17 protein-coding genes are annotated in these 20,157 nt (G+C 31.6%); 12 read left to right on the forward strand and 5 right to left on the reverse strand.

Features of this window, described 5'->3' with window-relative positions; genetic code table 11:
- Nucleotides 1–118 precede the first annotated feature (118 nt).
- On the forward strand, nucleotides 119–859 hold the full coding sequence (locus tag ACVCZW_RS15705; RefSeq protein WP_452230635.1) for a lysophospholipid acyltransferase family protein: 741 nt from the start codon (nucleotides 119–121) through the stop codon (nucleotides 857–859).
- Between the two features lie 85 nt (nucleotides 860–944).
- Here the strand turns inward: ACVCZW_RS15705 and ACVCZW_RS15710 are convergent, their stop codons facing one another.
- From ACVCZW_RS15710 to recA, 4 genes are all read right to left on the reverse strand, one after another.
- Nucleotides 945–2,657 (reverse strand): hypothetical protein, encoded by a 1,713-nt coding sequence (locus tag ACVCZW_RS15710; protein WP_452232854.1) that lies wholly within the window; start codon nucleotides 2,655–2,657, stop codon nucleotides 945–947.
- On the reverse strand, nucleotides 2,657–3,199 hold the full coding sequence (locus ACVCZW_RS15715; protein WP_452230637.1) for an RNA polymerase sigma factor: 543 nt from the start codon (nucleotides 3,197–3,199) through the stop codon (nucleotides 2,657–2,659). The genes ACVCZW_RS15710 and ACVCZW_RS15715 overlap by 1 nt, the downstream gene beginning before the upstream one ends.
- Before the next feature lie 22 nt (nucleotides 3,200–3,221).
- Nucleotides 3,222–3,641, reverse strand: a complete 420-nt coding sequence (locus ACVCZW_RS15720; protein WP_452232855.1) for a hypothetical protein — start codon at nucleotides 3,639–3,641, stop codon at nucleotides 3,222–3,224.
- A gap of 104 nt (nucleotides 3,642–3,745) precedes the next feature.
- Nucleotides 3,746–4,753 carry a recombinase RecA gene (recA, locus tag ACVCZW_RS15725; protein ID WP_452230639.1) on the reverse strand — a complete coding sequence of 336 codons (1,008 nt, stop codon included), beginning with the start codon at nucleotides 4,751–4,753 and terminating at the stop codon, nucleotides 3,746–3,748.
- 714 nt (nucleotides 4,754–5,467) lie between these two features.
- Between recA and trhO the strand changes: the two genes are divergently transcribed.
- Nucleotides 5,468–6,538, forward strand: a complete 1,071-nt coding sequence (gene trhO, locus ACVCZW_RS15730) for an oxygen-dependent tRNA uridine(34) hydroxylase TrhO (protein WP_452232856.1) — start codon at nucleotides 5,468–5,470, stop codon at nucleotides 6,536–6,538.
- Nucleotides 6,539–7,543 (forward strand): radical SAM protein, encoded by a 1,005-nt coding sequence (locus tag ACVCZW_RS15735; protein WP_452230641.1) that lies wholly within the window; start codon nucleotides 6,539–6,541, stop codon nucleotides 7,541–7,543. It abuts the gene before it with no gap.
- Between the two features lie 4 nt (nucleotides 7,544–7,547).
- Here ACVCZW_RS15735 and ACVCZW_RS15740 read toward each other — a convergent pair whose 3' ends face one another.
- The gene (locus ACVCZW_RS15740) at nucleotides 7,548–8,960 is read right to left on the reverse strand and encodes a peptidoglycan DD-metalloendopeptidase family protein (RefSeq protein WP_452232857.1); all 1,413 of its coding nucleotides are present in this window, start codon (nucleotides 8,958–8,960) and stop codon (nucleotides 7,548–7,550) included.
- A 280-nt stretch (nucleotides 8,961–9,240) separates the two neighbouring features.
- Between ACVCZW_RS15740 and ACVCZW_RS15745 the strand changes: the two genes are divergently transcribed.
- From ACVCZW_RS15745 to ACVCZW_RS15785, 9 genes are all read left to right on the forward strand, one after another.
- A complete protein-coding gene (locus tag ACVCZW_RS15745; RefSeq protein ID WP_452231166.1) occupies nucleotides 9,241–10,629 on the forward strand; it encodes a PSP1 domain-containing protein in 1,389 nt (462 codons plus the stop codon).
- On the forward strand, nucleotides 10,619–11,107 hold the full coding sequence (locus tag ACVCZW_RS15750; protein ID WP_452230643.1) for a gliding motility lipoprotein GldH: 489 nt from the start codon (nucleotides 10,619–10,621) through the stop codon (nucleotides 11,105–11,107). The genes ACVCZW_RS15745 and ACVCZW_RS15750 overlap by 11 nt, the downstream gene beginning before the upstream one ends.
- Before the next feature lie 40 nt (nucleotides 11,108–11,147).
- Nucleotides 11,148–13,502, forward strand: coding sequence for a penicillin-binding protein 1A (locus ACVCZW_RS15755; protein WP_452232858.1), 2,355 nt, complete (start codon nucleotides 11,148–11,150; stop codon nucleotides 13,500–13,502).
- Nucleotides 13,503–13,926: 424 nt separating this feature from the next.
- Nucleotides 13,927–14,151 carry a hypothetical protein gene (locus ACVCZW_RS15760; protein ID WP_452232859.1) on the forward strand — a complete coding sequence of 75 codons (225 nt, stop codon included), beginning with the start codon at nucleotides 13,927–13,929 and terminating at the stop codon, nucleotides 14,149–14,151.
- Nucleotide 14,152: 1 nt separating this feature from the next.
- Nucleotides 14,153–14,908: a GLPGLI family protein gene (locus ACVCZW_RS15765; RefSeq protein WP_452232860.1), complete on the forward strand. Its 756-nt coding sequence runs from the start codon at nucleotides 14,153–14,155 to the stop codon at nucleotides 14,906–14,908.
- Between the two features lie 51 nt (nucleotides 14,909–14,959).
- The gene (locus ACVCZW_RS15770) at nucleotides 14,960–17,647 is read left to right on the forward strand and encodes a carboxypeptidase-like regulatory domain-containing protein (protein ID WP_452232861.1); all 2,688 of its coding nucleotides are present in this window, start codon (nucleotides 14,960–14,962) and stop codon (nucleotides 17,645–17,647) included.
- A gap of 98 nt (nucleotides 17,648–17,745) precedes the next feature.
- Complete coding sequence (locus ACVCZW_RS15775; RefSeq protein ID WP_452232862.1) at nucleotides 17,746–18,447, forward strand: CoA transferase subunit A; 702 nt, start codon at nucleotides 17,746–17,748, stop codon at nucleotides 18,445–18,447.
- A gap of 123 nt (nucleotides 18,448–18,570) precedes the next feature.
- Nucleotides 18,571–19,224, forward strand: coding sequence for a CoA transferase subunit B (locus ACVCZW_RS15780; RefSeq protein WP_452232863.1), 654 nt, complete (start codon nucleotides 18,571–18,573; stop codon nucleotides 19,222–19,224).
- A gap of 102 nt (nucleotides 19,225–19,326) precedes the next feature.
- Complete coding sequence (locus tag ACVCZW_RS15785; protein ID WP_452232864.1) at nucleotides 19,327–19,971, forward strand: hypothetical protein; 645 nt, start codon at nucleotides 19,327–19,329, stop codon at nucleotides 19,969–19,971.
- Nucleotides 19,972–20,157: the final 186 nt, after the last annotated feature.

Here is a 20,157-nt window from a genome sequence, read left to right on the forward strand (position 1 = left end):
ATTTCACTTTTAATAATATAAAAGGAACCTCTTTAAATTAAACTTAATTTCTGTTTCTACTTACAAAGATAATTTTTTTATAAAGAGGAGTTCGATAAATTTACTAGATTTGGCACTTATGAAGATTTTTAAATACATTTTCTGGGTTTTCTATCGTATTTGGTTTTATATACTGGTTGCAATACCGATTATTATATTATTTCCATTTTTAATTGTTTCTATTTTAAAGGAAACTTGGTATCCTTTCTTTTTTAAAATTGCACGTATTTGGGCAAGGTTTATTTTAATAGGAATGGGTTTTAATGTAAAGATAGAACGCGATCAAATTACCGAAAAAGATAAAAGCTATATGTTTATAGCAAATCATACCTCGATGGCAGATATTATGCTCATGTTGGTTGCGGTTAAAAACCCTTTTGTTTTTGTTGGGAAAGCAGAATTGGCTAAAATTCCTCTTTTTGGTTTCTTTTATAAACGGACAAGTATTTTAGTAGATAGAAGTAGCGAACGCAGTAGAAAAGCGGTGTTTAAAAATGCACAAAGACGGTTAGGGCAAGGCTTAAGTATTTGTATTTTTCCGGAAGGATTGGTTCCAGATGACGATGTGCTTTTAACCGATTTTAAAGATGGTGCTTTCCGATTGGCAATAAACCATCAAATACCAATTGTACCTATAACTTTCGCTGATAATAAAAAACGTTTCTCCTATACTTTTTTTAGCGGCAGTCCAGGAAGAATGCGAGCAAAGATGCATACATTTATTCCTACGGAAGGTTTGAAATCTTCCGATGCTAAAACAATAAATAAAGCGTCAAAAGCTTTGATTTTAAATCAGCTAATCGCTTATAATGCCAAATAAAAAAGCCGCTCTTGGCATAGAGCAGCTTTTTGTATTCTTGCTTTTTTAAATATTAAATACTTCAAAAAAACAACAACCAACCTAACTAAAACTTATAACTCAACCCTGTGTACACACCAATAATGTATGGTCTAAAATCACCAGAAGTATTTTCAAACGCATTCATTTGGTATTTAAAGGTTGGTTGTACATTGAATTTAATTTTATCTGAAAACTTATAGTCTAAACCAAGTCCTAAGTTTCCGCTAAAACTAACCTCGTTAATATTATTTGCTTCGCCAATTTCTGTTTTTCGGCCATCAAATTCAGAAAATATCTTATTATCATTTAAAATAAAGGTGCTTAATCCTGCAATAACGTTTACGCCAAACTTTTTACTAGATATCGTGTATTCTAACTCCATAGGAACCTCGTAATAACCAATACGCTGACTTATAGCTGCATTTTCATTTGGTAAAAGACCAACCGCTTGTTGCACCACCAGATTATTTGCAGAAATAGCCGAAATATTTTGACCGTTATTAAAGTCTACATTTTTTAAAGCAGGAGCATTATTTCCAGAAACATTTTGATAAATAATCACATTATCTGTGTCATAACTTAAATTTAAAGAGTTCACACCAGAACGCAATTTTAATTTGTTATTAAAAGCATAGCTTACATTGACACCATAACTCGTATTTGTTTCACCAGATTTGGAGTTGTCAATAAATTGATCGTCCATGTGAGATCCTTTTCCAAGGGTATTATAGTAAACAGGTGCAATGTTAGCATATACTTGCCACCTGTTTACCTTTTCCTCTTTTTCAATGAGATCTTCCACTTTCGCTATTTCTTCTTCTATAGATGTTTCTTCCTTTTCGGTTTCTGTATCTGTAGTTGTGTTTTCTTCTTCGGTATTTATAGTGTTTTCTGCTATAGTATTTGTAGCACTATTTTCTAATGCAGAAGCTACTTTGTTTTTGTCTAATTCGGTTACATTTCCATTCGTAGAATTACTGTTTTGGGCTACAGTATTGGCGTTTGTATTAGTAATACCTGTATTTTTTTCTGTAGCATTAGTAGCGATAATATTCTTATTTATAGTGCTAGATTGTGCAGTATTGATAGTAACGTTTTTGGTCTTCGTATATAACGGTGAATTATTTTTAGTAGGTACTATTTGGGTTTGTTTATTAGCGGTAGCCTTGCTTTTATTTTGGGTTACAGAAGTATATGCTTTGCTGTTTTGTGAAGTATTATTGCTAACGGAATTGTTCGTGTTTACATTGTTATTTGTCGTTTTAGACGTATTAGAAGATGCAACACCAGCGTTTATATTGTTTTTGTTTGCTTCGGATGTTGTATTTTGAGAGGTGTTAGAAGATGCAACACTAGAATTTGTGTTGTTTTTGTTTGCTTCGGGAGTGTTTTTAAAGCCATCCATTATTCCTTCTTTGTTAGAAGTGGTATTGCTTTCTTCTACAATTCCATTATTTGTGTTTTCTGAATTTGTACTATTCGCGTTGGTACTATTCTTTTCCATTTCGGAAGCATTTACGGCATTCTCTATGTCTACAACATTTGTTTTGGTTGCATTATTTCTATTCGAATTATAGCGATTCCCTATCGTTAATAGTATGAGCAATAATGCTGCAATACCACCAATACGTAGCCAAATAGGAAAAATCTTTTCCTTATCTTCTTTAGGTTGCTCTAGTTTGCTTTGAATATTTTCCCAAACTTTCGGATTAGGAGTTGCCTCTAAATCTTTAAGTTTTTCTTGAAAAATTCTATCTATATGTTTTTTGTCACTCATTACAATGTTTGCGCGTTTAAAGACGCTCTATAGGTTTCTATTTTATCTTTTAAAGTCTGTCTGGCTCTTGCTAAGTTAGATTTTGATGTTCCTGTTGTTATACTTAACATAGCTGCTATATCTTTATGGGAATAGCCGTCTAAGGCATACAGGTTAAATACTAATCTGTATCTGTCTGGTAATTCTTGAATAATTTGTAATAGATAGTCTATAGATAATTCATCATCTTCTATTTCAAGAGTTACATCTTCAATATTTTCTTCGTTTACAATTTCAAAAACACCTTGGCTTCTGTAGCATTGTAGAGCTGTGTTTATTGCTATTCGTTTTAACCAACCTTCAAAAGAACCTTTGTTATTGTATTGTGATATTTTGTTGAAAATAGTCACAAAAGCATCCTGCAGATTATCTTCCGCTTCGGCGTAACTTCGTGAATACTTTAAGCAAAGAGAAAACAGCTTACTCGAAAAGAGTTGGTATAGTTCGCTTTGTGCTTTAGCATCATTTTTTTTACAATTTAGAATGAGTTGGTCTAAACTCAAAAGATATATGTATTAGTTAAAATTATTCTACTACTTCTATTTCATAGATCAAGTAGTTGTCTTGATTTGTATTGTTTACATCACTTTCACTATGCCAAAATTTAAAAACATGAGTACCCAACACTGTTGGTCTAAAATTAAAAGAAGCTTCTGCTTCTGTCATTACTTCTTGACAGTCGCTAATATTTGTATATACTTGACTTACCACAGCAATAGTGCTTTCGTTGGTGTTTGTGGTAGAATAAATGCCATTAAAAACGTGACAAGAAGATGGCTTGTAATAAACCAAATCTATAGTGTATGTGTAGTTTCTTCTAAATACATCTGGCATGCTAACACTTTCTATAGGTAAAAACTCTGTTTGAGAACGTGGCGTATCCTCATCATTTACACTACAAGAAAATAAAGAAACGAATAATAAGATTGCTAATATTTTTTTCATTTTAAGTATAATAAAAACATAGGTTTTAATTACTAGATGCAGAAAAGTATAAAAGGTTGCGTGTAAAAATAAAAAATCCCGAATATATCGGGATTTTTTTAAATTTATTCTTTAGCAGCTTTAATTGCTAATTTAATTTTTCCTTCCAGCTCATCCATGAGCTCCGGATTATCTTTTATTAATGCTTTAACAGCATCTCGACCTTGACCTAGTTTTGTTTCGTCATAACTAAACCACGAACCAGCTTTCTTTACAATTTCAAATTCTACAGCAATATCTAAAATTTCACCAACTTTAGAAATTCCTTCTCCATACATAATATCAAATTCGGCAAGTCTAAAAGGAGGAGCTACTTTGTTTTTAACCACTTTTACTCTGGTTTTGTTTCCTTGTACTTCTCCGTCGGTACTTTTTATTTGCGTGGATCTTCTAATATCTAATCGAACAGAAGCATAAAACTTTAATGCATTTCCTCCAGTTGTTGTTTCTGGATTACCAAACATAACACCAATCTTTTCTCTCAATTGGTTAATAAAAATAACCGTACAATTAGTCTTACTAATAGATGCTGTTAATTTTCTTAAAGCTTGAGACATTAAACGTGCATGTAAACCCATTTTAGAATCTCCCATTTCACCTTCAATTTCACTTTTTGGTGTTAATGCTGCAACAGAATCAATTACCACAATATCAATAGCACCAGAACGTATTAAGTTATCGGCAATTTCAAGTGCTTGCTCCCCATTATCTGGTTGCGAGATTATTAAATTATCTATATCTACTCCTAAATTTCCAGCATAAAATCTATCAAAAGCATGCTCTGCATCAATAAATGCAGCAATTCCACCAGCTTTTTGAGCTTCTGCAATGGCATGTAAAGTTAACGTCGTTTTACCAGAAGATTCTGGACCATATATTTCTATAACACGACCTCTTGGATAACCACCAACGCCTAATGCAATATCTAAACCTAAAGATCCAGAAGAAATAGCCTCTACATCTACTATGGCTTTATCGCTCATTTTCATTACTGTTCCTTTCCCGTAAGCCTTGTCTAATTTGTCTAAAGTTAGTTTAAGGGCTTTTAATTTTGCTTCTTTTTCGCTGCTCATCTGTGTATATTATTTTATTCGTGTAAGAGACGCTAAAATACTACTTCTTTTGTCATATTGCAATACAATAATACATTTCATTTTAAATTAATTAAATAATAATTGCCTTCGCGACGCAACCTTTTTGCTCTTTTTGCATCTACTATATAAAGTGGGAAAATTTTATGCTATGAAAAAGAAAAATAACCTTGCTTTTTAATAAATAGTGTCGAATAAATTTTAAAATTATTGAATCTAATTTGAATTTTATTTTCTTGTGATGAAATGATAATTTAAGCATCCCTTAAATACGTTTTGTTTTATGTTGGAACATGAAGAAAATAGAAATAACTTTAATTCATTGTTTTAATCTTTATTAGGTATATATAGTTTAATCTTTAAAGAATAAAACTATGAAGTTTTTTAAAAAATGTATTCATGCACTAGGCGGTTCCGTTGCTATATTTATAAATAGCAATTGTAAAGCCGATGGAGGTTAACTCGTAAAATATTTAAAATTTTAAGAAATTGAAAATATTAATAACGAGTTAGTCTATTAAAAGTCCTTTGCAAAGCGCAAAGGACTTTTTTTTGCCTTATACTTTTATAAATGGTATTATACAAATGCGCAAATCTTGCCTATTCTTTTTAAAATACTACCTTTGCATTATAAACTCAAAACTCTTCCTTATGTGAAGTTAAATGAGAATCTTTAACCTTAAAACTAAGTATAGCATGCAACTGTACAACACCTTAAGCGCAAAAGAAAGAGCTGCGTTAATCGAAGAAGCAGGAAAAGACCGATTAACACTTTCTTTTTACCAATACGCTAAAATTGAAAATCCTCAAGAATTTAGAGACCACTTATTTTTAACCTGGAATGCATTAGATGTTCTTGGTAGAATATATGTGGCTACAGAAGGTATCAACGGACAACTATCTCTTCCGGCAGATCAATTTGAATCTTTTAAAACCCATTTAGATACCATCGATTTTTTAAACGGAATCCGTTTAAATATTGCCGTAGAGCAAGATAATATGTCTTTTTTAAAACTGAAAGTAAAAGTTAGAAACAAGATTGTTGCCGATGGTTTAAATGACGATACTTTTGATGTAAGAAATAAAGGGGTTCATGTTGGTGCAGACCAATTTAACCAACTTATTGAAGATGAGAATACGATTTTAGTGGACATGCGAAACCATTACGAAAGTGAAATAGGTCATTTTAAAAATGCAGTAACTCCAGATGTAGATACGTTTAGAGAATCTTTAGATATTATTGAAGCAGATTTAAAAGCACATAAAGAAGACAAAAACCTTGTCATGTATTGTACTGGTGGCATACGTTGTGAAAAAGCTTCCGCATATTTTAAACATAAAGGCTTTAAAAATGTATATCAGTTAGAAGGCGGAATCATAGAATATACACGTCAAATAAATGACGAAGGATTAGAAAATAAATTCATTGGAAAAAACTTTGTTTTCGATGAAAGAAGAGCCGAAAAAATTAGCGAAGATGTGATTGCAAAATGCCATCAATGTGGAGATGCTTTCGATATTCATACCAATTGTGCAAATGATGCTTGCCATCTACTTTTTATTCAATGTGATGCTTGTAAAGCCGAAATGGATAACTGTTGCTCTACAACTTGTCAAGAAATTCATGTGCTTCCTTTTGAAGAACAAAAAGCATTGCGAAAAGGACAAGCAAATAGTAATGATATATTTAAAAAAGGAAGAGCAGATCACTTACCTTACAAAAAAGATTTAAGGAATATTTTTGAATCCTTTCCAAACAAGAAGTAAATGGATATTTACAAGCTATTACAACTAAACCGAAAGATAAAAAGTCATCGAATTAAATTCTTTGGTCTTTGGCTGTTACACAAATTTAACAGGCGTTATCTAGCAGTAAATTTAGATCCTGTAATGGCTTGTAACTTACGTTGTAAAATGTGCTATTTTACAGATGCAGATTATGTAAAAACCTTAAAAGGGCAATTTAAACAAGAAGAGTTAGATCAGGTAGCAAAAACCATTTTTAAACGTGCATTAAAATTGCAAATTGGTTGCGGTACAGAGCCAACGCTTTATAAAAACTTACCAGAAATTGTAAAACTAGGTAAAGAATACGGAGTGCCCTATATTTCGGTAACTACCAATGCGAATTTGCTAGATGAAGAAAAGATTGAAGCACTTTTAAAAGCAGGTCTTAATGAATTTACGATCTCATTGCACGGCGTAACCAAAGAAAGTTATGAGGGTTTTATGAAAAAATCGAGCTACGAGAAATTTCATAATGCATTTAATGCTTTTCAAAAACTAAAAAGTAAATACGATTTTAAAGTCCGAATTAATTATACTTTTAATAAAGATAATTTTTACGAACTAACAGAGCTCTTTGATCACTTTAGCGGAAAAAGTTTCGATATTCTTCAAATTCGTCCCATTAGAAAAATTGGTAATACCGAGTATAACGATTTCGATTTAGAAAGTATTCGTGCAGATTACCCGAAATTGATAACACAAATTCGAGACAATTGTAAAGCCAATAATATTACGCTTTTAGCGTCCAACGAAATTCCTAAAAAAACGAAAATAAACAACTCTAGTTTAATTTTTGACTATACGTTTTGCTATGTTTCTCCCAATCAATTCTGGAAAGAAGGCTTTAATTGGAAAGAAGAAAGCTTCAATAGCTACTCCAAAAGAATAGGCTGGAGCAAGCAATTATATGCAAATGTTTTTAAGTCGGAAACCGAATTAAAATCACTTACCAATAGATTAAATTACGAAGTAGAGTTTAATTAAAATGCTACTCTTTTATAATTTTAAACGTTTTCTTTTGGTAGGTGTCACTTTCAAGGGTTAAAAAGTACATCCCATTAGAAAGGTCTCCTAAACTTACTTTTTGTATTCCTTCTAAAATGTTATTTATTGTTTTCATGTTTTTACCTTGAATATCCACTAATCTAGCTTTTGTAATGCTATGGCTAGATGAAATATGAATATAATCCTTAGTTGGATTAGGGTAAATGGAAACTGCTTGTAAATTGTTTTCATCGATGCTTAAGGTTTGCATATTAAATAGATGTGTAATGGTTTGTCCTTCATAAGTAACTTCCCATTTCCACGTACCAACTACATCAAATGAATTAAAATACCAGTAGTAATACCAAGAAGAACTTGTTGTGCTAGTATTAAAAGAGGAATTAAAAAAAACAGAATTATTTGGTCTTAAAATCTGTACACTTAAATTGGTTCCTGCAACTTGATCTCTTAAAAAAGCAGTTAAATAAATGGTGTCTCCTAATTCAAAATCAGTACTTTCATAAGTGGTTTCTTGCTCAGGACATGTTGGAAATACAATAGGGTTATTGCTATGTGTAAGTGCGGCATTTATATTTGAGTTGCTATATGGTTTTTGGTTTAGCCACCAGGAGTCTGCGTTTAAACTATTGCATGTTCCGTAATACGGATCTACTAATTGTGTATAACTCGCATTTGTGTATACTTCAAAATGTAAATGTGGTCCTGTTGAATTCCCCGAACTTCCTACCGTTCCAAGAACTTCTCCTGTGGTTACCATATCTCCAACAATTTTTGGAGTTACAGATCCGTTTTTCATATGGCCATACCAAGCAACACTACCATCGCTATGTTGCACGTAAACAGCGTTCCATTGATTATTATTAAAGCCGCAACTTCTATCAAATTGACCATCTCCTTTTCCTATAATTTGCCCACTTGCCGCGGCAATAATTTCTGTTTGGCTATCATCCATCTGCTTCCAACTAAACGGCCATAGGTAAATATCTAAACCTTGATGGTTATATCCCGCTGCGGTGTCATAGGTTTGTGAACCACAATTATAATCTAATAATTGACTTGGAAACGCCGTATTATGATCTACATATCCAGAAATTGCCCAAGTCTCATTAAAATCAAAACCAGTGGCTTGCTGTATGGGCCAATCAAATAAAACATGACCACCAGCTTTATTTGTTTCTTTAAATGCGAGTTTGTTTTCTTGTTTTAAAACGCGCATATTTTCCTTTAAGGAAACTTTAATGTTTTCCCTTTGTTCTATGGTTAAGCAAGGTTTTTTTGCTTCATTAAAGATGTATTCTCCGCTATTTATTTTTTGAAAAGATTCTTGAGCATGTACAGAAATTAAAAATCCGAATACCGAAAGTAGTGCGATGGAAGTTTTAGTGATTTTTTTCATAATATTAATAGCTTTAAGGGTTGTCGAAATATCTTAAAAAAGGAATTGTAATCTATTTGCTATTAATGAATTAGGAAGTATAAAGATACAAATTTTTTATAATATTGAGTTTTATAAATTTACTAGCTTTTTAACTTAATAAATAATATTATCTTTACATTCCAAAGTAGAGCTTTGGTTTTAAATTTCTATGAAAGTGGAAATGTTTAAAAAAGAAACTATTTTTTATTAATCTTCTTCTGAAAAAAGAATGCTTTTTCAGAATCAATATATACACTTTATGGCTTGTGGAACTTGTTCAACAGGAAAAGATGGCCAACCAAAAGGCTGCAAAAGTAACGGAACATGCGGAACAGATAGTTGTAATAAACTTACTGTTTTTGATTGGTTAGCAAACATGTCGCTTCCAAACGGAGAGAAACCTTTTGATTGGGTGGAGGTTCGTTTTAAAAACGGAAGAAAAGAATACTACAAAAACACAGAAAATCTAACCTTAGCGATTGGTGATGTGGTTGCAACGCAAGAGCAATCTGGTCATGATATTGGTATGGCAACACTTACCGGAGAATTGGTAAGAGTACAAATGAAACGTAAAAAAGTTTCTGAAAAACCAGAAACAATTTTAAAAATATACAGAAAAGCATCACAAAAAGATATTGATATTTGGTCTGAAGCTCGCGATAGAGAAGACGCAATGAAGGTAAAAGCACGCCAATTTGCAATAGAGCTGAAATTAAAAATGAAGATTTCAGATATCGAATTTCAAGGAGATGCAAGTAAAGCTACTTTCTATTATACAGCAGAAGAACGCGTAGATTTTAGAGAGCTTATTAAACTTTTTGCAAGAGAGTTTAGAACCAGAATAGAAATGAAACAAGTTGGCTTTAGACAAGAAGCTGCAAGACTTGGTGGTATTGGTTCTTGTGGTCGTGAGTTATGTTGTTCTACCTGGTTAACCGATTTTCGTTCGGTAAGCACATCTGCAGCACGTTACCAACAATTATCTTTAAATCCGCAAAAATTAGCAGGACAATGTGGAAAACTAAAATGTTGTTTAAACTATGAGTTAGATAGTTATTTAGATGCTCTAAAAACGCTTCCAAAACCGGAAATAAAATTATACACTAAAAAAGGAACTGCTGTTTGTCAGAAAACAGATATTTTTCAAGGACATTTATGGTACGCTTATGAAGGCGAATGGATGAATTGGCATAAGATTACTAAAGATCAAGCTAATGAAATTATAGCAATAAATAAGAATAAAGAAAAAATAGAAAGTCTAGAGGAATACGCATTAGAACTAGTAGAAGATACTAAAACAGAGTTTGAAAACGTTGTTGGTCAAGATAGTTTAACACGTTTTGATAGTCCAAAAGGCAATAAAAAACGTAAAAACAATAAGAGAAGAACAAAACCTCAAAATAGTACAAACAATACCAACACCAATACTGCTGCTAAGACTAATAAATCGAATACCAATAAAACAAACAAAGCGAACACCAATAAACCCCGTAATACAAACAAAACGAGTACTGCGAGCAAAAGCAATACCACCAATAAAAGTAATACCACAAACAAAGCTAGCAATACAAACAAAACTAGAAATACAAATAGAACCAGTAATACGAATAAAACCAGTAATACTAATAAAACAAACAATGCGAAATAGTATTTCTCTATTGCTTTTTTTTCTTTCTTTATTTTTTGTGTCTTGCGATGCTAATGGTGTTTTTGATAGGTATCAAAGTATACCAAACCAATGGAATAAAGAAGCTTTAGTAACGTTTAAAGTACAAGCGCCAGACTCTATAAATAAATACAATTTGTTTGTAAACTTGAGAAATAATCAGGAATACAAATACAATAATTTGTATTTAATAGTAGAAATGAATTTTCCGCATGGAAAAACGGTTAAGGACACATTAGAATACAAAATGGCAAAACCGAATGGCGCATTTTTAGGTACTGGTTTTTCTAGCATTAAAGAAAATAAATTGTGGTATAAAGAGAATTTTACTTTTACCGAAATAGGAGAGTATCAAATTAATATACAACATGCCATGCGTGAAAACGGAAAAGTGAATGGTGTCATTGACTTAGAAGGCGTTACAGATGTTGGATTTAGAGTAGAAAAACAAATTAAATAAATTAGTAAACAAGGGTTTCAATTCCTTGTAGTTTAAGAATATGGCAAAAAAACAAGCGAAAAAACAAGCAAAAACAGAAGATTTCACGAAGTACGTTCGTTTATTTTGGAAACTTTTTTTAGGTGGTGTTTTAGCATTCATCTTATTGTTTGTATTAACATCTATGTTTGGGGATTTACCGGATCACACCATCTTAGAAAATCCTAAAACCAATTTAGCGACAGAGATTATTTCTTCCGACGGAAAAACTTTAGGTAAATTCTATTTTAATGATAATAGAACGCCAGTAAGTTATGATGAATTGCCGCAGCATTTGGTAGATGCTTTAATAGCAACAGAAGATGCACGTTTTCATGAGCATTCAGGGATTGATGCAAGAGGAACATTAAGAGCCATTGTAAAACTAGGAAAAGGTGGAGGAGCAAGTACTATTTCGCAGCAACTTGCAAAACAATTATTTCACGGGGAAGGATCTAAAAATACGATCGCTCGTATTTTACAAAAAGCAAAAGAATGGATTATAGCGATTCGTTTAGAGAGACAATACACTAAAGAAGAGATTATAGCGCAATATTTTAATATTTATGATTTTGGAAACAATGGAGATGGAATTCGTTCTGCTTCCAGAATTTATTTTGGTAAAGAACCAATGGAGCTAGATGTAAAAGAATCTGCCATGTTAGTTGGTATGTTTAAAAATTCTTCCTTGTACAATCCAAGACCAGAACGTAATCCAATAGGCGTAAGAAACAGACGTAATGTTGTTTTAGCACAAATGGAAAAGTATGATTTTATAAACGAAAAATTAAAAGACTCGCTACAAAAATTAGACTTAGGTTTACGTTATTCACCAGAATCGCATCGCGAAGGAACAGCGACTTATTTTAGAGAATATCTTCGTGCTTTTATGAAAGATTGGACCAATGAAAAAGGGAATAAAAAACCAGATGGTACAAAATACAACATCAATAGTGATGGCTTAAAAGTATACACTACTATAGATTCTCGTATGCAATTATATGCAGAAGATGCTGTAGCGAAACACATGCCAAGATTACAAGCAGAGTTTTTTCATCAAAATACACCAGATAGAAATCCAACAGCTCCCTTTTTAGATTTAGATACTGCGGAAGTCAATGCTTTAATGCAACGTTCTATAAAACAAAGTGAACGCTGGAGACATATGAAGTATGATTTAAAAAAGAAGGAAAAAGATATTATAGCTTCTTTTGATGTCGCAACAAAAATGAGCATTTTCTCATGGAAAGAAGGTAAAGTACACGAAATAGATACCATTATGAAACCAATGGATTCCATGCGTTATTACAAGCATTTCTTACATACAGGAATGATGAGTATGGATCCGGAAACAGGTCATGTAAAAGCGTGGGTTGGTGGTATAAACTATAAGCATTTTCAATACGATCACGTAAAACAAGGAAAACGTCAAGTAGGTTCTACCTTTAAACCTTTTATTTACGCAACAGCAATAGATCAATTGCATCTTTCGCCTTGTGATGAGTTGCCAAATACACAAATTACAATTGAAGCAAATAAATATGGAAACCCAGAGCCTTGGACGCCAAGGAATTCAGATAATAAATATGGAGGAACACGTACTTTAAAGAATGCTTTAGCAAATTCTATTAATACGATTACTGCGCGTTTAATGGATAAGGTTGGTCCGCAACCCGTGGTAGATTTAGTTAAAAAATTAGGAATAGAATCGGAAGTGCTTCCGGTACCTTCTATAGCTTTAGGTACACCAGATGTAAGTGTATATGAAATGGTTGGTGCTTATGCTGCTTTTGCAAATCAAGGGGTATACACAAAACCAGTAATGGTTACGCATATTGAAGATAAAAACGGAACTATTTTATATCAGTTTACACCAGAATCCCGTGATGTACTAAGCGAAGAAGTTGCTTATGTAACCGTAAACCTAATGCAAGGTGTAACACAATCTGGATCTGGAGCAAGATTAAGAACTAAAGGAGCCGATTCTTATAGAAAAGATTATAAAGAGATAATTACTGGTTATCCTTATGAATTTAAAAACCCTATAGCAGGAAAAACAGGAACTACACAAAACCAAAGTGATGGTTGGTTTATGGGAATGGTTCCAAACCTAGTTACCGGAGTTTGGGTTGGTGCAGAAGATCGAGCAGCGCATTTTGCTTCTATTACCTACGGACAAGGAGCAGCAATGGCACTGCCAATTTGGGGAATGTACATGAGAAGTTGTTATGAAAACGAAGAGCTTGGAATTTCTAATGGGGATTTTGAAAAACCGAAAAATTTATCCATCGAAGTAGATTGTAAGGATTATAAACAAAATCAAGATTCTAATTCTGATACGCCAGGTGGTGATGTTCCTGAGGATTTAGATTTCTAATAAATAAATTCTCTAATAGTCACACATAAATTCAAAGCCATTCTTTTCAGAATGGCTTTTTTTACGGATTTTCGTAAAATTTTTATGGAAAACCGGAAATTCTGACGTAGTAGAATATTTTCTACAAAAACTTGCTAGATTAGTTCTTTTTTTTTAAGTTTGAAATGTCAGAAGCAAAAATTTAAATCAAAGCCGATTAGAAGATTGCTAATGACAACAAGATTAATCTATAACTAGCGCTAGTTTTTTTATTAACAATTTAGTTTGTCATTCCTGCGAAGGCAGGAATCTCTCACTTAAAACAATAATGGCTTTTGTTGTTTTAATTTTATTCGGCTTCACACATTTTTCGGCTTTAAAATTCGGCTTAATTTTTATTAACCAACCAGTTATAAATAATCAACTGGTTTAAAATTTTAGAATTATGAAAAAAATAATTAGTTTTATTGGTGTTTTTATGTTGTTTACAACATTTAATGCCAACGCAGTCCATACTAAAGAAAATAGCGAGTATACATTATTGAAAGAACAACAAAGTTGCTTCTCTTTTTATCATGGCCTTTTTCATGAATATTATGGCGGTATTAATATTGGTAATGTTGGCGACTTTAATAATCTCGTATCACGATGTCAAGCTTTATTCGAATAAAATGAGTTATACTTATTTGCATTATTTTACTTTAAAGATAGTTTTCTGTATGTTTTTTTTGGTTTCAACGCTAAATTTATATGCACAAACTTCTTATAAGGTAACTTATAATATTTCAGAAATTAAACTTCAAGGTTCTATTGATAATTTAGATGAAAAAGGTAAACGTATTACTAAACAGGTTTCAGACAAAGCAAAAGATGTGCATTATACGCTGATATCAAATAAAGATAGTTCTTATTTTCAGTTAGAAAATACATTAAGAAAAGAAAGCGATTCACCACTCGATGACATGCTATCGAGAATGGCAAAAAGGTTTCCTTCTTTTAATAAAAAAGTATATACAAATCATAATGAAAACACCATTATTTTTGTTAGGAATTTAATTAATCAAGATTTTTTGGTTGAAAGAGATTGTTATGATTTTAATTGGATTATTAGGGATGAGTCAAAAAAAATCCTTGGTTTAGTAGCAAAGAAAGCTGAAGGAAATTATTATGATCCAGTGACAAATGAGGAGTTAAAAGTGGAAGCTTGGTTTGTTCCTTCAATACCTTTGCAATCTGGTCCAGATATTTTTAATGGACTTCCAGGGTTAATTGCAGAAGTTAATTTAAAAGGAGCTGTAGTGTCCGTAATAAGTATGGAACCTAATATGATTTTGAAAATAGAAAAAATGGATGCCGCAAAAGCAATGACACAAGAGGAATATGAAAATCTAATAATCAATTTAACTAAAAAGTATATTGATAACTAAAAAGAAGAAGCTTTTATAGGAAGCATACTTCGAAATCCAAAAACCAATTAATTGATTAAGTTTAAATATATAATTATTTTAATCCTGCTATTCCTGGCAGGATTTTCTCTTAATGCCCAAAACGTAATAATAAAAGGGAAGATTAATAATACCTTACAGTCTCCTTTAGGTAACGCAAATATTCTTGCTATTCCTGAATCTGAAAATGTAGAAATACGTTTTGCTATTACAAACCAGCATGGAGAATACAAACTAAAATTAGAGCAAAACAAAAGTTATAAAGTAACTGTAAGTTATTTAGGTTTTATCCCAAAAATTTTAACAATAAACACAAAAGAAGAAAACCTCACATTTAATTTTATTTTACAAGAAAATCCAGATCAATTAGATGAAGTGATTTTAAATTACACACCTCCTATAATTATTAAAAAAGACACAACCATTTATCGTGTAGATAAATTTTCAACAGGAGAAGAACGCAAACTAAAAGATGTTCTTAAAAAACTACCGGGAGTAGAAGTAGATAAGCAAGGTAATGTTACTGTACAAGGTAAAAGAGTAACCAAGGTATTGGTAGAAGACAAAACCTTTTTTAATGGTAATAGCAAATTGGCAGTAAATAATATCCCTGCAGACGCAGTAGATGAAGTTGTGGTTTTAGATAATTACAATGCAGTTGCTATGCTTAAAGACCTGCAAGACACGGATGACATGGCTTTAAATATTAAGCTTAAAGAAGGTAGGAAAAAGTTTGCCTTTGGTGATGTGGAGTTTGGTGCAGGAATTAAAGAACGTTATGTTTTACATCCTAACCTGTTTTATTATAGCTCAAAAACAAATGTGAATTTTATTGGAGACCTAAACAATACTGGAGTAAAAAGCTTTTCATTTAGAGATTATTTAGAATTTGAAGGTGGATTTGGTAAACTCTTAAAGGATTCTGGTAGTTATTTTGGTTTGTTTAATAGTGACTTTGCAAAGTATTTAAATAATCAAGATTTTACTGCAAATACCAACCAATTTGGTGCAATAAATATTAGGCAATCTGTAAGTAATGTTACAGATATTTCTGGTTATGTAATTACTAGCAAAGCAAAAACAGAAACTCAAGACAATACTTTAAATGAGTATTTAATTAATGTAGAACCATTTATTGAAAATAGAAGTAATGCTAATGCACTAAACAGTTTTTTTACTATTGGTAAAATAACTATAGATTATAACCCAAGTTATGAAGAAGATTTTGCCTACAACAGCTTTGTTAAAGTTACCAATAATGATAGTAATGGTTTAGTAAACACTATAAATCCAACACAAAACAATAACATTACAACTAAAACAGACATTAAAAATATTAACTTAAAGCAAAATGTAAGTTATAGCAGAAAGTTAAGTAAAGACCACACCGCAACTTTAGAAGCAACTTATAATTTTCAAAAGGACAAACCCATTACTAATTGGCTTACCAATCAAGAAATTTTACAAGGTTTAATTCCTTTACAAGAAGCCGAAATCTATAATATTCTACAAACCAAAAAAGTAAAATCACATACTACAAATGCAATTGTAAAAGACTATTGGGTTTTAAATAATTTTAATCATTTATATACAAGTGTTGGTGTAAATGCTTCTTTTAATGATTTTTATAATCAGGATGAACAGTTATTAAGTAATGGAAGTAGTAATAATTTTTCAAGCGCTGAATTTGGTAATGATTTTAAACATAACATTATAAATACGTTTGTTGGTTTAGAGTATAAATTTCAAATAGGTATTGCTACATTTAAACCAGCATTATATTATCATTTTTACTCTTGGAATACACAGCAGTTTGAAGAGAAGTTTTCTAATAACAAAGCACTTTTATTACCACAATTTACATCTAAAATTGAATTTAATAACAGTGAAAAAATAAACATTAAGTACAGACTAAATGCTAATTTTTCTAGTGTAAGCCAACTAGCTAGTAATTTTATGCTCTCCAGTTTTAATAGTGTATATAAAGGAAACTCAACTTTAGAGAATCAACTATATCATACTGCTAGTTTGAGTTATTATAAATTTAGCTTATTTAAAAACTTAAACATTAATGTTAGCACTACATTTAATAAACGAGTTAAATCTTTTAAAAATGAAACCCAATTGCGAGGTATTGAACAGTTTAGTACATCAATTATTTTTGAAGAACCAGAACAAAACTGGACGTTAAACGGAAGCATTGCCAAGAAAGTGAATAAAATTAGATACAAATTTAAAAGCAGTTATTCTTACAATGACTTTTATCAAATTTTAAATGATGTAACCAATAAAAATATTTCTAAAAATATAAATACCACAGTAAGTGCAGAAACTTTTTTTAAAAACTATCCTAATATAGAAATAGGTTATTCTAAAGATTTTAACAATTATAAATCATTTGGTAATAAAACCAAATTTGAAAACGATGACTTTTTTGTAAACCTGGAATATGATTTTTTAAACGATTTTATTTTTAAAGTAGATTACAGTTTAAATAATTACCAGAACAAGAATATGAAAGTGAAAAACAAATTTGAACACGCAAATGCTTCGTTGTTTTATCAAAAAGAAGATAGTCCTTGGGGATTTGAAGTTTCAGCAAGCAATATTTTTGACACTAAATTTAAGCAACAAAATTCTTTTTCAGATTTTTTGGTAAGTGATAGTAAAACGTATATGCTTCCAAGAATAATTCTTTTGAAAATAATTTTTAAACTTTAAGATCAAACAGCTAATTAATAGTCACACATAAATTCAAAGCCATTCTATTCCGAATGGCTTTTTTATTTCGTATTTTTCAGTTCCAAAAAATTACAAAAATGATTAATAAAAAAGTAGATTCTGTACAAGAAGCATTGCAAGGAGTTCAAGACAACATGACTTTTATGTTTGGTGGATTTGGTCTTTCTGGTATTGCTGAGAATTCTATAGCAGAATTAGTAAAGAAAAACATAAAAGGACTTACCTGTATTTCAAATAATGCAGGAGTTGATGACTTTGGTTTAGGCTTATTGCTGCATCAAAAACAAGTCAAAAAAATGATTTCTTCTTATGTTGGTGAAAATGCAGAATTTGAACGTCAGATGCTTTCTGGTGAATTGGATGTAGAACTTATTCCACAAGGAACATTAGCAGAACGTTGTAGAGCCGCACAAGCTGGGTTTCCTGCAATTTATACGCCAGCAGGATATGGAACGGAAGTGGCAGAAGGAAAAGAAACCAGAGAGTTTGATGGTAAAATGTATGTATTAGAACATGCTTTTAAAGCAGATTTTGCTTTTGTAAAAGCGTGGAAAGGAGATGCAGCAGGTAATTTGATTTTTAAAGGAACGGCTAGAAACTTCAATCCTAATATGTGCGGAGCAGCAAAAATCACCGTTGCTGAGGTGGAAGAACTAGTTCCTGTTGGGACGCTAGATCCTAACCAAATTCATATTCCAGGAATATTTGTACAACGTATTTTTCAAGGAGCTAAGTATGAAAAACGCATTGAGCAACGTACCGTAAGACAGCGAAGTTAAGAGGTTGACGTTTCTGAGAAATCAGGAATGTACTATTGGTATTTAAGTTTCAATTAAAAAGATTCCTGCCGTGGTTTATCTCGAGCGAAAACGAAAGGCAGAAATGACAAAAACTAAAAAAAAATGTTAGATAAAATAGGAATTGCAAAACGAATTGCAAAAGAAGTACAAGATGGTTACTACGTAAACCTTGGTATTGGTATACCAACGCTGGTAGCAAACTATGTTAGAGACGATATAGAAGTAGAATTTCAAAGTGAAAATGGTGTTTTAGGAATGGGGCCATTTCCTTTTGAAGGGGAAGAAGATGCAGACATTATAAATGCAGGAAAGCAAACCATTACGACGCTTCCTGGGGCTAGTTTTTTCGATTCTGCGATGAGCTTCTCTATGATTAGAGGGAAACATGTAGATCTTACTATTCTTGGTGCTATGGAAGTTTCGGAGAATGGCGATATTGCCAACTGGAAAATCCCAGGAAAAATGGTAAAAGGAATGGGAGGCGCAATGGATCTAGTTGCTAGTGCTGAAAATATAATTGTTGCTATGATGCATACCAATCGAGCTGGAGAGTCTAAATTACTTAAAAATTGCAGTCTTCCTTTAACGGGAGTTGGTTGTGTAAAAAAGATTGTTACTAACCTAGCTGTTTTAGAAGTTACAAAAGATGGTTTTAAATTACTAGAACGAGCTCCAGGAGTTTCTGTGGAAGATATAAAGAATGCCACAGAAGGAAACTTGATTATTGACGGTGATATCCCCGAAATGAAGTTGTAAAAATGTATAAGGATTCTTTAATCTACATTACCGAATTCCATTTTTTTAATTTTTAAAAATAAGGAAGATAATATAAAAGGAGTCTGTAATTTTTTTTAATAAATGAAAATTAAATCCCTGGAAGGAGAATTCTTTCCATATAAATACAAAGTAGAGCGCGATTATACAAGGATAAAAGATCGTTTTGTTCGAAACACTACAACGGCATTAGACTTCTTGGTGAAAAATAATACACTAACGATTTCTTTTGAAGACGATGACGCGTTAAAAAGAGTCGATATCATAGATGTTTTAATAGCAGATACTACAAACAATATCTCCATTGTTCCGGGGAATAAAAACGCATACTACCATACACATAATGCCATTATGTTTTATGATACACATGGCGCTGTGTTTAGAAAAAACCATAAAAAAAAGTGGTTTAAACGAAATAAAGGCTTCAATTCTCCTTTGGCTTTATTTAGCCATGAACTGATACATTGTTATAATGAATTGTATGAAACCGAAGATTATCATGCTAGAAAGAAGGATCATTCTTCTAGAGGGGAAAAAGTAGATTATGATGGTCATGATTTATCATTTCCTAATGCAGAAGAAGTCTTTGTAGTTAAAATGACGAATCAGATAGCAAAAAGATTGGGAGAAGATAAACGCTCTAATTATGGTAGAAGTTATTATGCTGTAGAACATGTATTAAGTACTAAAAAAAAGAAGAACAAACCTAGAAACTGGTTGAAACGTTAAAATTTTAGGTATTTCATCGATTTATTATGCTTTTTAACTGATAATTCTAAAATAAGTTACATCTTTGGAGTCCCCAAATGTACCAAATATAATAACCCGAGTCTAACATAGACTTAACCTAAAATTATGAATTATGAATACGGATTTATTTTTTTTAAAACTTTTTAAAAAACTAAAGAACACATT

It is taken from the genome of Lacinutrix sp. MEBiC02595, from assembly GCF_053601555.1.

Bases quoted from the DNA above. Each gene is read 5' to 3' on its own strand.
- ACVCZW_RS15750 (WP_452230643.1), top strand. From the start codon at position 10,619: ATGCGAAATAGTATTTCTCTATTGCTTTTTTTTCTTTCTTTATTTTTT.
- ACVCZW_RS15760 (WP_452232859.1), top strand. From the start codon at position 13,927: ATGAAAAAAATAATTAGTTTTATTGGTGTTTTTATGTTGTTTACAACA.
- ACVCZW_RS15780 (WP_452232863.1), top strand. From the start codon at position 18,571: ATGTTAGATAAAATAGGAATTGCAAAACGAATTGCAAAAGAAGTACAA.
- trhO (WP_452232856.1), top strand. From the start codon at position 5,468: ATGCAACTGTACAACACCTTAAGCGCAAAAGAAAGAGCTGCGTTAATC.
- ACVCZW_RS15755 (WP_452232858.1), top strand. From the start codon at position 11,148: ATGGCAAAAAAACAAGCGAAAAAACAAGCAAAAACAGAAGATTTCACG.
- ACVCZW_RS15775 (WP_452232862.1), top strand. From the start codon at position 17,746: ATGATTAATAAAAAAGTAGATTCTGTACAAGAAGCATTGCAAGGAGTT.
- ACVCZW_RS15720 (WP_452232855.1), bottom strand. From the start codon at position 3,641: ATGAAAAAAATATTAGCAATCTTATTATTCGTTTCTTTATTTTCTTGT.
- ACVCZW_RS15705 (WP_452230635.1), top strand. From the start codon at position 119: ATGAAGATTTTTAAATACATTTTCTGGGTTTTCTATCGTATTTGGTTT.
- ACVCZW_RS15785 (WP_452232864.1), top strand. From the start codon at position 19,327: ATGAAAATTAAATCCCTGGAAGGAGAATTCTTTCCATATAAATACAAA.
- ACVCZW_RS15735 (WP_452230641.1), top strand. From the start codon at position 6,539: ATGGATATTTACAAGCTATTACAACTAAACCGAAAGATAAAAAGTCAT.
- recA (WP_452230639.1), bottom strand. From the start codon at position 4,753: ATGAGCAGCGAAAAAGAAGCAAAATTAAAAGCCCTTAAACTAACTTTA.
- ACVCZW_RS15765 (WP_452232860.1), top strand. From the start codon at position 14,153: ATGAGTTATACTTATTTGCATTATTTTACTTTAAAGATAGTTTTCTGT.
- ACVCZW_RS15710 (WP_452232854.1), bottom strand. From the start codon at position 2,657: ATGAGTGACAAAAAACATATAGATAGAATTTTTCAAGAAAAACTTAAA.
- ACVCZW_RS15740 (WP_452232857.1), bottom strand. From the start codon at position 8,960: ATGAAAAAAATCACTAAAACTTCCATCGCACTACTTTCGGTATTCGGA.
- ACVCZW_RS15745 (WP_452231166.1), top strand. From the start codon at position 9,241: ATGGCTTGTGGAACTTGTTCAACAGGAAAAGATGGCCAACCAAAAGGC.